This window comes from Xanthomonas arboricola pv. guizotiae, from assembly GCF_002940205.1.
GTDB classification, from domain to species: domain Bacteria; phylum Pseudomonadota; class Gammaproteobacteria; order Xanthomonadales; family Xanthomonadaceae; genus Xanthomonas; species Xanthomonas arboricola_C.
The window spans coordinates 11,686-24,479 of the sequence record NZ_MDSK01000017.1; the positions used below are offsets into that span (position 1 = coordinate 11,686).

The following is a 12,794-nucleotide window of genomic DNA, read 5'->3' on the forward strand; positions in this document are numbered from 1 at the left end:
CCATGAGTGCGACAGCGCCGCACAGCTTGCCGGTCCGCACGCTGCGCCCGGTGTTCGTGCTGGCAGCCACCGTCGTGTGCACGTTTGCCTTGCTGGTGTCGTTGTTTCCGCTTGAAGCGGGCCGGGTGCTGCTGGATGCGCAGACCTGGGCCTCGCGCAATGTCGGCTGGTACTACCTGTTGGCGATGACGGTGTATCTGGTGTTCGTGCTGGGCGTGGCCTTGTCCGGCTACGGCAACATCAAACTCGGCGCCGATCACGACGAACCGGAATTCAGCTACCTCTCCTGGGCCGGCATGCTGTTCGCCGCGGGCATCAGCATCACCCTGTTTTTCTTCTGCGTCTCCGAGCCGCTCACGCATTATCTGCAGCCGCCACAGGGTGGCACCGGCAGCGGTGAAGCCTCTGCACGCCAGGCGATGCAGCTGCTGTTCCTGCATTGGGGGCTGCATGGTTGGGGCGTGTTCGCGCCGGCAGCGATGGCGCTGGCGTATTTCGCATTCCGCCACAACCTGCCGCTGGCCCTGCGCTCGGCGCTGTATCCGCTGATCGGCAAGCGCATCAACGGGCCGATCGGCTACACGGTGGATGCGCTGGGCATCGTGGCCACCGTGTTCGGCCTGGGCGCGGACATGGGCTTTGGCGTGCTGCATCTCAACGCCGGCCTGAGCACCCTGATGGATGTGCCGCACACCCACTGGGTGCAGGTCGCGCTGATCGTGGCGATGATGGGCGCGGCGATCGTGGTGGCGGTGTCCGGCGTCGAGAAAGGCGTGCGCTGGATGTCCGACATCAACATGCTGCTGGCGATCGCGCTGCTGCTGTTCATGCTGTTCGCCGGCCCCACGCAGTATCTGCTCAACGCGCTGATCCAGAACCTGGGCGACTACCTGGGCAGCGTGGTCAACAAGAGTTTCGATGTGTACGCCTACGGCGGCCGCAGCGACTGGCTCGGCAACTGGACGGTGTTCTACTGGGCATGGTGGATCGGCTGGGCGCCATTCGTGGGCCTGTTCATCGCGCGCATTTCGCGCGGCCGCACCATTCGCGAGTTCGTGCTCGGCGTGTTGCTGATACCGCTCGGTTTCACCCTGGCGTGGCTGTCGATCTTCGGCAACAGCGCGCTGGACCAGTTGCTGCATCACGGCCAGGGCGCATTGGCGCAGCAGGCCATCGATGCGCCGCAGACGGTGCTGTATTCGCTGTTGCAGAGTTACCCGTGGAGCCGCACGGTGATCACGGTGACGGTGGCGATCAGCTTCGTGTTCTTCGTGACCTCCGCCGATTCCGGCACGGTGGTGCTGTCCACGCTGTCCTCGCACGGCGGCGAGCCGCACGACGATGGCCCGCGCTGGTTGCGCGTGTTCTGGGGCCTACTCACCGCGGTGGTGACCGGCGGCCTGTTGCTGGCCGGCAGCATGGACGCGCTGAAATCGGCGGTGGTGCTGGCCTCGCTGCCGTTCTCTGCGGTGCTGTTGCTGATGGCCTGGGGCTTGTCGCGCGCGCTCGGCGAAGAGTCGCAGCGCAAACGCGCACAGCGCTACAGCCCCAGCCCGCTGATCGGGCAATCGCAGCATCACCGCGGCTGGCGTCAGCGCCTGGGCCAGGCGATGCATTTCCCGGCGCGCGATGAGGTCTACCGCTTCATGCACGACCAGGTGCGCCCGGCGATCGAAGCGGTCACCGCACAGCTGCAGGACGAAGGCTGGCAGGTCAGCAGCCGGCTGGACGACGGCGACATGGACATCAGCGTCGACCACGGCGAGCAGCAGGGTTTCCGCTACCAGGTGGTGATGCGCGGTTACCTGACGCCGTCCTTCGCCGCGCAACGCCTGCGCAACCAACGCTATTACCGCGCCGAAGTGCATCTGTACGAAGGCAGCCAGGATTACGACCTGGTCGGTTACAGCCGCGAGCAGATCATCAACGACATCATCGATCAATACGAGCGTCACCTGCAGTTCCTGCATCTCACTCGCTGAGGTGCCGCCGCTGCCGCGTGCGCCCCACAGGAGGTTTGTCATGCCACGTTTCCCCGACCAGTTGCTGTATATCGGCGGCCGCTATGTTCCCGCCCGCGGCGGCCACACCTTCGAGGTGGTCAACCCCGCCACCGGCGAGGTGCTGGCCAATGTGCACAACGCCGGTGCCGACGACCTGGATGCCGCGGTCGACAGCGCCACGGCCGGCCAGCAGCAATGGGCGGCACTGACCGCGGTGGAACGCTCGCGCATCCTGCTGCGTGCAGTGGCGCTGCTGCGCGAGCGCAACGATGCGCTGGCCGAGCTGGAAACGCTCAACACCGGCAAGCCGCTGAGCGAAACCCGCAGCGTGGACATCGTCACCGGCGCGGACGTGCTGGAGTACTACGCCGGGGTGGCGCAGGCGCTGCAGGGCGCACAGCTGCCATTGCGCGAAGGCAGCTTCTTCTACACGCGGCACGAGCCGCTCGGCGTGGTCGGCGCGATCGGCGCATGGAATTACCCGATCCAGATCGCGCTGTGGAAGGCAGCGCCCGCGTTGGCAGCCGGCAACGCAATGATCTTCAAACCCAGCGAAGTGACACCGCTGACCGCACTCAAGCTGGCCGAACTCTTCACCGAGGCCGGCCTGCCCGATGGCGTGTTCAACGTGCTGCCCGGCGACGGCGCCAGCGTGGGCACCGCGCTCACCGAGCACCCGCAGATCGAAAAGATCAGCTTCACCGGCGGCACCGCGACCGGGCGCAAGGTGATGGCGAGCGCCTCCAGTTCCTCGCTGAAAGACGTGACCATGGAACTGGGCGGCAAGTCGCCCTTGATCGTCTGCGCCGACGCCGACCTGGATCTGGCCGCCGACATCGCGATGATGGCCAACTTCTACAGCTCCGGGCAGGTCTGCACCAACGGCACCCGCGTGTTCGTGCCGCGCGCGTTGCGCAACGCCTTCGAGGCGCGGCTGCTGGCACGCGTGCAACGCATCCACATCGGCGACCCGCTGGACGCGCGCACCACCTTTGGCCCACTGGTCAGCGCCGCGCACATGCAGCGCGTGCTGGACTACATCGAACAGGGCAAGGCCGAGGGTGCGCGCCTGCTGTGCGGCGGCGAACGTCTGCGCGATGGCGCGCTGGCACAGGGCTGCTATGTCGCGCCGACCATCTTCAGCGACTGCACCGACGTGATGACCATCGTGCGCGAGGAGATCTTCGGCCCGGTGCTGAGCCTGCTCACCTACGACGACGAGGACGAAGCGATCGCGCGCGCCAATGCCACCACCTACGGCCTGGCCGCAGGTGTGGTGACGCCCGACCTGGCGCGCGCGCATCGCCTGATCCATCGCCTGCAGGCGGGCATCTGCTGGATCAACACCTGGGGCGAGTCGCCGGCCCCGATGCCGGTGGGCGGCTACAAGCAATCCGGCGTGGGCCGCGAGAACGGCCTGGCCACGCTGCAGGCCTATACCCGCACCAAATCCATCCAGGTCGAACTGGAACGCTACGCGTCGGTATTTTGACCGGCCGACACCACCTGGCAGGCCGTCACCGGCGACGCCGGCGAGCTGCACGATCCGCAGCCTGCGGATCGCGCTGCCATTTCGGTCGCTGTCGTGTCGAATCACGACATCCGCCCACCACGCAATCGTCTTGAAAGCCGCTCCACACCGGCACCGCAACAAGGAGAACCCCATGCGACGCGAATACGACTACATCATCATCGGCGCCGGCTCGGCAGGTAACGTGTTGGCCGCGCGCCTGACCGAAGATCCGGGCATCAGCGTGTTGCTGCTGGAAGCCGGCGGGCCGGATTATCGGCTGGATTTCCGCACCCAGATGCCGGCGGCATTGGCGTTCCCGCTGCAGGGCCGTCGCTATAACTGGGCCTACGAGACCGAGCCGGAGCCGCATATGGACAACCGGCGCATGGAATGCGGGCGCGGCAAGGGATTGGGCGGCTCGTCGTTGATCAACGGCATGTGCTACATCCGCGGCAATGCACTGGATTTCGACCATTGGGCCAAGCGGCCGGGCCTGGAGGACTGGAGCTACCGCGATGTGTTGCCGTACTTCCGCAAGGCCGAGACGCGCGACATCGGCGCCAACGATTATCACGGCGGCGAAGGCCCGGTCAGCGTGGCCACGCCGAAGAACGACAACAACGTGCTGTTCCATGCCATGGTCGACGCCGGCGTGCAGGCCGGTTACCCGCGCACCGACGATCTCAATGGCTACCAGCAGGAAGGCTTCGGGCCGATGGACCGCACGGTGACGCCGCAGGGGCGCCGCGCAAGCACTGCGCGCGGCTATCTGGACATGGCGCGCCCGCGCGATGGCCTGCACATCGTCACCCATGCCACCAGCGACCGCATCCTGTTTGCCGGCAAGCGCGCGATCGGCGTGCATTACCTGGTCGGCAACAGCAGCGAGGGCATCGACGCGCATGCGCGCCGCGAAGTGCTGGTGTGTGCTGGCGCGATTGCCTCGCCGCAGCTGCTGCAACGCTCCGGTGTCGGCGCGCCGGACCTGCTGCGCGCACTCGACGTGCAGCTGGTGCACGACCTACCCGGCGTCGGCCAGAACCTGCAGGACCACCTGGAGGTCTATATCCAGTACGCCTGCACCAAGCCGGTATCGTTGTACCCGGCGCTGCAATGGTGGAATCAGCCGGCGATCGGTGCGCAGTGGTTGTTCGCCGGCACCGGCACCGGTGCCAGCAACCAGTTCGAGGCCGGCGGCTTCATCCGCACGCGCGAACAGTTCGACTGGCCCAATATCCAGTACCACTTCCTGCCGGTGGCGATCAATTACAACGGCAGCAATGCGGTGAAGGAACACGGCTTCCAGGCGCATGTGGGCTCGATGCGCACCCCCAGCCGCGGGCGCGTACATGCCAAGTCGCGCGACCCGCGCCAGCATCCGTCGATCCTGTTCAACTACCAATCCACCGATCAGGACTGGCAGGAATTTCGTGATGCGATCCGCATCACCCGCGGGATCATCGCCCAGCCCGCACTGGATGCCTACCGCGGCCGTGAAATCAGCCCCAGCGCGGACTGCAGGACCGATGCCGAGCTGGACGCCTTCGTGCGCGCACGCGCAGAGACGGCGTATCACCCGTCCTGCTCCTGCGCGATGGGCACAGATGACATGGCGGTGGTCGATGGACAGGGCCGCGTGCACGGCATGGACGGCCTGCGGGTGATCGATGCCTCGATCATGCCGCGCATCATCACCGGCAACCTCAACGCCACCACCATCATGATCGCCGAGAAGATCGCCGACCGCATGCGTGGCCGCACGCCACTGCCGCGCAGCACCGCCGACTACTACGTGGCCGGCGATGCGCCGGTGCGCCGATAACGATCGGCCACGAGTGAGGCCTGCGGATGCGCGACGACGTACTGAGAGCGGCTAACCACACGTGGCGAGCAATCGTCAGGTGGGGCGGACGGCGCGCTCAGAACCGGCGTGTGCGAGTGGCGCATGCGGATTCCGAGCATTGGCCGCGCTGCTGGACAAGCTCGAAGCGATGGCGTTGATTGGGCATGAGGCGCTGTCCAGCGACAAACGCGCTGCCACGGTTCGGTTGACCGCCGCTGGGAAGACGCTGCCGCCACCGGCCGAACCGCGCTGCTTCACTTCCATGCCGTCGACGTCTCGGGATTTTCCGGCGAAGAAGCCAGGCTGCTGACCGTTCTGCTTGCTCGACTGATCGACAACCTGGAATCCGCTGCAGGCGAATAGCATCATGCGTGGAGCATCCATTGCAGCAGCGGCATCATGGCCCGTCGGATTCTCATCAGCGGCGCAAGCGTCGCTGGAACCACTGCGGCATGGTGGCTTGACGCCTACGGAGTCAAGGTTGTCGAACGCGCGCCGGCGTTTCGAGATGGCGGCCAGAACCTCGACGTGCGCGGCAATGCCCGCGAGCTGCTGCGCCGGATGGGACTGGAAGCGCGCGCATTCGAACGCAGCACCAAGGAGCTCGGCGCCGATTGGGCGAGCGAAGACAATCGGGTCATTGCGCGTTTCAAAGCAGACGAGTCAGACACCGACAGCGGGCCCACTGCCGACCTGGAAATCCGTCGCGGCGACCTTGCGCGCATCCTGTACGACGCCACCCACGAGCGCGTGCCCGATCGCGTCGGCGACAGCATCTGCGACCTCGCGCAGGACCACGACGGCGTCGACATCACCTTCCACAGCGGCCACTGCGCGCGCTACGACGCTGTCGTGCTCGCCGAAGGCGTGGGTGCGCACACGCGTGAGCTGGTGTTTCCCGGCGAGAACGTGCCGTACTGGATGGACATGACCATCGCATATTTCAGTATCCCCCGAATCCCGCACGACAGTGACCATTCCCGGCAATACAACACGGTGGGCGGACGCGGCGCGACGCGGAAGCCCGCGCTGGACGGCAAGCTGGGCACGCCGGATGCGGAGACGAACAGCACGACGCTTCGTCTAGCTGGCGTAATCAAAGGCTGATGCAGGTTTCACCGCAACCGCACACAGACTGACCCCGAACCTGCGCAGCGGCGTGCGGGCAAACCACGCCGATAGCGGCTGCAGCCAGGGATGGCGTTCGAACGGAGGCATCAGGTAATCGATCCTGACATCCACGAAGCCCGCCTGCTCGATCATCCGCACCAGCGCCGTCGCAGAAAACACCCGTGCAGTAGCCAGGCGTCTGTGCAGCCAGCCGAACCAGGGGAGCAATGGCATACAGCGCGGCGAAAGAAACGCTTTGCCCAGGCGGACAGGATGGGTCTCCACGGGGAACGCCTTGTTGGGAACGGTCAGATAGAGCTGCCCCCCTCCGGACTTGAGCAGCCGGAATGCTTCGGCCAGTGCCGCGGACGGATCATCCACATGGTCGAGCACTTCAATCAAAAACGCGGCGTCAAAGCGTTGCCCAGGCAAGCCGGTAGCCTCGGCCGGTGCTTCGACGAATGCCGCCTGCGCGGCATGGGCAAGACGCTGTCGCGCGCGCTCCAATGCCCTTGGGTCCACGTCGATCAGGCAGAGATGTTGGCAGTGCTCCAGAAGCCATAGTGCATAGCTGCCTTCACCGCCGCCGATGTCGGCAAATCCACCAGATGGGAAAGCCGCCATTTCTTGCAACATCGCGAGCCGAAGCCGCACATTGCGGCCATCCGGATGGCTGGAAGCGCCATAGATCAGACCACTTCTGGTCAACTTGAACATGCTAGGTGACTCATCCCTCGATGGCGTCGGCCATACGCTATCACCTGTCGCCCCCACTCTCTACTTCACTTCGATGGCGCCAACGCGTTGGATCCAGAAAATCGAGACACGTCGCCGACAGCATCCGGCAGATGTCGCGCGAGACACCAAGGCCCAGTCGTGCCAGGCACCTCATCGCCGGACGCCGATACCCGACGTGCTGGCACCCCGCCCCATTTCCCTCCATCCACCGGGACAGCCACGACGCGCTGCGGCGATGCTGCGCCAGCCGTAGCCCGCCATGGCCATGGCCATGGCACGAAAGCATGCAATGCGGGGATCGCAGACCTAGAACTTCAGATCCGCACGCGCATACCAGAAACGCCCGCCGGGAATGTCGTAGGTGGAGGCGTCGTAGCCATTGAGGGAGCACGACAGGCAGAGCGGCGGATCCTTGTCGAAGACGTTGTTCAAGCCGGCCGTGAGCTGCAGCCCCTTGAGCCAATCGACGCGATAGCCCAGCTGTGCATCGTGATAGGTGATCGCATCCAGGCGATTGGTGCCTGCGGCAGGATCGGAACACACCGCAAATTCCACCGCATCGCCGCATTGCTCGGTGAGTTTGGAGATGTGGCGCGCCGTCCACGATGCGGTCCAGTTGCCCAGCGACCAATCCAGCACCGCGTTGCTGGTCCATTCGGGGATTGCGCTGTCCACCACTTCGATGCCCGGCCCCTGCGGCTGGCGCTGCCCTGCCGCACCGAGTGCCTCGTAGCGGCCCACAAAGGTGTTCTGCCAGGACAGTTTGAGACGGCCAAACGCCGTCTCCGGCAGCGTCCAGAACAGGTCCACATCCCAACCGTCGGTCTTGATCGAACCCAGATTGGTCAACCGGTTGTTGAACGCATTGATGCCGCCGGTGGAGGCGCGCCCGATGCCATTGCAATACAGTGCGTCCAGGGTATCCACGCACAGATCCAGCTGGGTTTGCGCATTGATCGCCTGGATCGCGCCATCGACATGATGGCGATAGAACGTCATCTCCAGATCGAGGCGATCGGACCAGCCGGCATTGCTGGCAAAGCCCGGGCTGAACACGAAGCCGGCACTGAAGCTGCGCGAACGTTCCGGATCCAGTTGCTCGTTGCCGCCGGTGGTGACCGAGATCTGCTGGTTGGCCTGTTGATAGCCGACCGGTACGCCGAGCGATGCGCAATTCGAGGCGCTGCCACGCGGCGCAGTGCCGCCCAATCCGATCGAGCATGGATCGGACAACTGCAGATCGGCGCGCGCGGCCGAACCGAACAGCTCGCCGATGGTCGGCGCACGGAAGCCTTCTGCATAACTGGTGCGCAGCACCAACTCATCGGTGACCTGCCAACGCAAGCCGTACTTTGGCGTGAACTCGCCACCGAAAGTGGAGTAATCCGAATAACGGCCGGCGATATTCAAGTCGAGTTTGTCGCCCAACGACGCATTGGCGAAGATCGGGATATTGAGTTCGAGATAGGCCTCGTTGACGTCGTAGCTGCCTGACGTCGGCAACGACGGCACACCGTTGTAGCGCCCCGCCACGGTGAGCGGATCGGGTTGGTAAGACCCTTCGTACTTGCGGTATTCGTAGCCGGTGGCGAACGACACCGCACCACCGGGCAGCTGCAACAGCTCGCTGCTCAGGTTGGCGGTAAACAGGCTCAACTCGTTCTGGCTGCGGTCGCGCACCACCGGCTGGATCCAGCGCAACATCTCCGGGGTGATGCTGCCGGCGCCGCTGAAGATATCCAGCGGCACGCAGCCGGCCACCGCCGCGCACGCGGCCGGATCGCCCAGGCCAAGGTTGATGTTGTAGAGGTTGTAGCTGCCGTAGTTGGTCTGTTCGGCCTTGTTCTTGCTGTACATGCCGTTGATGTCCCAGAACCAGGTGCGCGCCGCACCTTCGAAGGTGCCCACCAGGCCGGTGCCGAAGTATTGCGTGTCGACCTGCTGCTCGAAACGGCGCACCCCGCCTTCCACCGGGCGGCGGCCGATCTGGATCAGGTTGGTGGCCGAGTTCAACTCGAAGCCGAACGGATTGAACGGATTGAGCGCGGAAATCACGATGTTGTCGGCCAGCGGGTTGCCGGTGCCGGCATCGGGGCCGAGAAAGATCGGCTCGGGCGCCGCCTGGTTGGTCGACTCGCGCCGGTTGCCCAGCGCCTTGACGTACCACTGCACGTCGTCGTTGAAGTAATAGCGGAATTGCGCGAACACGCCCTTGCGCTCGGACGGTGTCAGCAACAGGTTCTGTTGGGCAAAGTTGTAGCGGTCTGCGGTGCCGAAACAGTGGTAGTCGTCGCTACGCGCACAGCCGGCACTGCCATCGTATTGCGGCGTGCCGACGCCGGCATTGGGCGTGAGATTCTGGCGCGCGCCGGTGTTAGGGTCGACGAACTGGAAGCGACCATCCGGCGTTGCCGAGCTGGCGAAGGTCAGCCCGGTGCCCGGGATCGGGAAGCGGGCCTGCGCGCGGTCGCGTGCGTAGATCGGATCCTGCTTGACGTAGCTGGCGCCCAGAAACAGGCTGAAATCCTCGCCACTGGTGCCCCAGGCCAGGTCCATGCCCTGGTTGGCACCGTCGCCCTTGCCGTATTGCCCGTAGTTGAGCGTGACCTGCGCACCGTCGAAGCTGCGCCGGGTGATGATGTTGACCACGCCCGCGATCGCATCCGAGCCGTACAGCGACGAGGCGCCGTCTTCGAGCACCTCGATGCGCTCCACGATCGCCAACGGAATGGTGTTGAGATCGGTCGACGAGCCCACGCCGGAGGCCGAAGACTCGTTGACCCAGCGGATGCCATCGACCAGCACCAGCACGCGCTTGGAGCCGAGATGGCGCAGATCCACCTGCGCCGAGCCGGCGCCCACACCGCCGCCATCGGGCGGAAAGCCGAAGTTGCCGGATGAATTGAACTTGGCGTTGAGCGCCGAACCCGACGCGGTGAGTTCCTGCAGCACCTCGCCGATCGAGGTCAGGCCGGTGCGTTCGATGTCGGCGCGGTTGAGCGTCTGGATCGGCACCTGGCCCTGCAACTCTGCGGTCTTGATGCGGGTGCCGGTGACCTGCACGCTGTCGAGCGTGCGCGTACTCGGGGCGGCCTCGGGCTGTTGCGCCCAGGCGAGTGTGGGAATCAGACACAACGACAACTGCACGGCCAGGCATGACCGCGGGGAGCCAATCAGACGCTTCATCCTTTCTCTCTCCAGAAGGACTGCTAAGTGTCCGCACGCCCCCGTGCCCTGCGGTCCGCCCCAACTTTTAAACGAAACCTTAACGCCCCGCAAGCCAACCATGCAGGCAGTGAGAGACGCTTCCCATTGCGCGCCGGGCCGCAGACCAAGACCGCGCGCCAACGGGACGCTTCTGCACCTTGCGGCGCATGTCGCTGCCGACAGCGCTGACGGGAATCGATCTTGCGCGTATTCACTCAGGCGCGCAGGCGCGCTTCGGTATCATCGCGCAATGACTTATGCCCCCCGTCTTGCCACTGTTTTCGTCAGCCTGCTGTGCCTTGGCAGCACCACGCTGCATGCCCAAAGCCTCGACCCGCAACTGACCGCCATGCGCGATGCCATCGCCGCTGCAGAGCGCGGCCAGTCCGATGCCGGTCAGCTCGGTGCCCTGAGCCGTCACCCGCTCTATGGCTGGCTGGAATTTGCCACGCTCAAGCGCAACATCGACAACGTCTCCAACACGCAGGCGCAGGGATTCCTGCAGCGTTATGCAGGCCAGCCGGTGGCCGAAAGCTTCCGCAGCACCTGGTTGCCGGCGGTGGCGCGTCGTCAGGACTGGACCACGTTGCTGGCCAACTGGAAACCCACCGACAACGTCGGCCTGCGCTGTGCGCAGCTGACCGCGCGACAGGCAACCGGCAAGCTGGATGCGCAGTGGAGTCGCGATGCGTTGACGTTATGGCGCACCGGCAAGGGCCTGCCCGACGCCTGCGATCCGGTGGTCGCCGGGCTGGAGTCGCGCGGTGAGCTGACACCGGCACTGCGGTGGGAACGGGTGGAAGCCGCAGCCGATGCACAGCAGCCCGCAGTGATGCGCACCGCTGCGCGTGGCCTGCCGGCGGCCGAACTGGCACTGGCCACCGACTACGCTGCCTTTCTCGACAAGGTTCACCCGCGTGCACCAGGTTGGCCCAGGACCGAGCGCAGCCGGCGCATCGCGGTCGATGGCCTGGCCAAGCTCGCCAAGAGCGACCCGGATGCGGCCGAGCAGCAGTTGCCGCAGCTGGCCAGCGCGCTTGGTTTCAGCGAGGCGCAGCGCGGCCAGGTGCTTTACCAGATCGCGCTGTGGACGGTGGCGTCTTACCTGCCGGATTCGGCGCGTCGCCTCAATGCAGTGCCCGATGCCTCGTACGACGAGCGCCTGCACGAATGGCGCGCGCGCGAGGCGATGGCGCGTGGCGACTGGCCGGCCGCGTTGGCGGCGATCCGCAAGATGCCCGCCACCCAGCGCAGCGATTCGCGCTGGCAGTATTTCGAGGCGCGCCTGGCCGAGAAGACCGGCGCTGCCGCGGCCGCGCAGCCGCTGTATCGCGCAGCCGCGCAATCACCGACCTTCCACGGCTTCCTGGCCGCCGATCGTCTGCAGCAGCCTTATCGGCTGTGCCCGTGGGAGCCCAAGGACACCCCGCAGGCCAAGGCCGCCGTCGCGCGCGATCCGGCGTTGCTCCGCGCCATCGCCTTGTTCCAGATCGACCGCCCCGGTTGGGCCGTGGCCGAGTGGAACGATGCCGCCAGCCGCTTCGACGACACCCAGCGCCGGCTGGCGGTGCAGGTGGCCAGCGAGAATGGCTGGTTCGATCGCGCAGTGTTCGCGCTCGGCAAGCAGCCGGACGAACAACGCCTGTATGCATTGCGCTTTCCGCTGCATCACGACGACAGCATTCGCCGCGAAGCGGCCAAGAACGCGATCGACCCGGCCTGGGTGGCAGCGGAGATCCGTGCCGAAAGCATCTTTAATCCGCGCGCGCGCTCGCCTGCCAACGCGATGGGCCTGATGCAGGTATTGCCGGGCACCGGCGCGGCCGTGGCCAAGGGCATCGCCCTGCCCGGTTACGCGGGCGCCACCAGCCTGTACGAGCCGGACACCAACATCGCCATCGGCACCGCCTACCTGCGCCAGTTGCTCAATACCTACGGCCTGCCCTACCTCACCATCGCCGCCTACAACGCCGGCCCGGGGCCGACCGGGCGCTGGCAATCGCAACGGCCCAACTTCGAGCCGGACTTCTGGATCGAGACCATCAGCTACAAGGAAACCCGCGAGTACGTCGCGCGCGTGCTGGCTTTCAGCGTGATCTACGACTGGCGGCTCAACGGCGACATGCTGCCGCTGAGCGATCGCCTGATGGGCAAGCTGGTGGACAGGCGCCTGAAGCCGGTGTGCACGCCAGGCCAGGCGACCAATAACGCGGCGCAGGACTGAGCTCCCAGTCAGCCGCCAAGCATTGCGGCTGGATGAGGTGGTCGTGCTTGCGCGGTTGCGCGTGGTTGTCTTGGCCTGGGGCGCAAGCTAGGCGATGCCGCCCTGATACTTGCCTTTCGGTAGGTTCCTAAGCTTCGGGCTTTGAGGCTTCAGGCT

8 protein-coding genes and 1 other RNA gene are annotated in these 12,794 nt (G+C 65.6%); 6 read left to right on the forward strand and 3 right to left on the reverse strand.

Annotated features, from left to right (window positions below; genetic code table 11):
• Positions 1-2: 2 nt before the first annotated feature.
• From betT to betA, 3 genes are all read left to right on the forward strand, one after another.
• Positions 3-1,982, forward strand: a complete 1,980-nt coding sequence (gene betT, locus XarbCFBP7408_RS11820; RefSeq protein ID WP_104563121.1) for a choline BCCT transporter BetT — start codon at positions 3-5, stop codon at positions 1,980-1,982.
• A 40-nt stretch (positions 1,983-2,022) separates the two neighbouring features.
• Positions 2,023-3,495, forward strand: a complete 1,473-nt coding sequence (betB, locus tag XarbCFBP7408_RS11825; RefSeq protein WP_104563122.1) for a betaine-aldehyde dehydrogenase — start codon at positions 2,023-2,025, stop codon at positions 3,493-3,495.
• Positions 3,496-3,667: 172 nt separating this feature from the next.
• Positions 3,668-5,338 carry a choline dehydrogenase gene (gene betA, locus XarbCFBP7408_RS11830; RefSeq protein WP_104563123.1) on the forward strand — a complete coding sequence of 557 codons (1,671 nt, stop codon included), beginning with the start codon at positions 3,668-3,670 and terminating at the stop codon, positions 5,336-5,338.
• Between the two features lie 49 nt (positions 5,339-5,387).
• On the opposite strand, the gene XarbCFBP7408_RS11835 is transcribed toward betA, so the two are convergent.
• Positions 5,388-5,463, reverse strand: a non-coding RNA gene (locus XarbCFBP7408_RS11835) — sX9 sRNA.
• Positions 5,464-5,477: 14 nt separating this feature from the next.
• Here XarbCFBP7408_RS11835 and XarbCFBP7408_RS11840 point away from each other — a divergent pair.
• Positions 5,478-5,669, forward strand: coding sequence for a MarR family winged helix-turn-helix transcriptional regulator (locus XarbCFBP7408_RS11840; RefSeq protein WP_104563124.1), 192 nt, complete (start codon positions 5,478-5,480; stop codon positions 5,667-5,669).
• Between the two features lie 89 nt (positions 5,670-5,758).
• Positions 5,759-6,466, forward strand: a complete 708-nt coding sequence (locus tag XarbCFBP7408_RS11845; RefSeq protein ID WP_181106472.1) for a hypothetical protein — start codon at positions 5,759-5,761, stop codon at positions 6,464-6,466.
• Here XarbCFBP7408_RS11845 and XarbCFBP7408_RS11850 read toward each other — a convergent pair.
• Together XarbCFBP7408_RS11850 and XarbCFBP7408_RS11855 are read right to left on the reverse strand one after the other, a co-directional pair.
• On the reverse strand, positions 6,443-7,186 hold the full coding sequence (locus tag XarbCFBP7408_RS11850; protein ID WP_104563125.1) for a class I SAM-dependent methyltransferase: 744 nt from the start codon (positions 7,184-7,186) through the stop codon (positions 6,443-6,445). The genes XarbCFBP7408_RS11845 and XarbCFBP7408_RS11850 overlap by 24 nt on opposite strands.
• 327 nt (positions 7,187-7,513) lie before the next feature.
• Entirely contained in the window at positions 7,514-10,393 is a 2,880-nt protein-coding gene (locus XarbCFBP7408_RS11855) for a TonB-dependent receptor plug domain-containing protein (RefSeq protein ID WP_104563126.1), read from the reverse strand.
• 271 nt (positions 10,394-10,664) lie between these two features.
• On the opposite strand from XarbCFBP7408_RS11855, the gene XarbCFBP7408_RS11860 reads away from it, so the two are divergent.
• Entirely contained in the window at positions 10,665-12,638 is a 1,974-nt protein-coding gene (locus tag XarbCFBP7408_RS11860) for a transglycosylase SLT domain-containing protein (RefSeq protein WP_181106474.1), read from the forward strand.
• The last annotated feature ends 156 nt before the right edge of the window (positions 12,639-12,794 follow it).

Excerpts from the sequence above, each read along its gene's own strand:
- betT (WP_104563121.1), top strand. The coding sequence starts at position 3 with ATGAGTGCGACAGCGCCGCACAGCTTGCCGGTCCGCACGCTGCGCCCG.
- betB (WP_104563122.1), top strand. The coding sequence starts at position 2,023 with ATGCCACGTTTCCCCGACCAGTTGCTGTATATCGGCGGCCGCTATGTT.
- betA (WP_104563123.1), top strand. The coding sequence starts at position 3,668 with ATGCGACGCGAATACGACTACATCATCATCGGCGCCGGCTCGGCAGGT.
- XarbCFBP7408_RS11845 (WP_181106472.1), top strand. The coding sequence starts at position 5,759 with ATGGCCCGTCGGATTCTCATCAGCGGCGCAAGCGTCGCTGGAACCACT.
- XarbCFBP7408_RS11850 (WP_104563125.1), bottom strand. The coding sequence starts at position 7,186 with ATGTTCAAGTTGACCAGAAGTGGTCTGATCTATGGCGCTTCCAGCCAT.
- XarbCFBP7408_RS11855 (WP_104563126.1), bottom strand. The coding sequence starts at position 10,393 with ATGAAGCGTCTGATTGGCTCCCCGCGGTCATGCCTGGCCGTGCAGTTG.
- XarbCFBP7408_RS11860 (WP_181106474.1), top strand. The coding sequence starts at position 10,665 with ATGACTTATGCCCCCCGTCTTGCCACTGTTTTCGTCAGCCTGCTGTGC.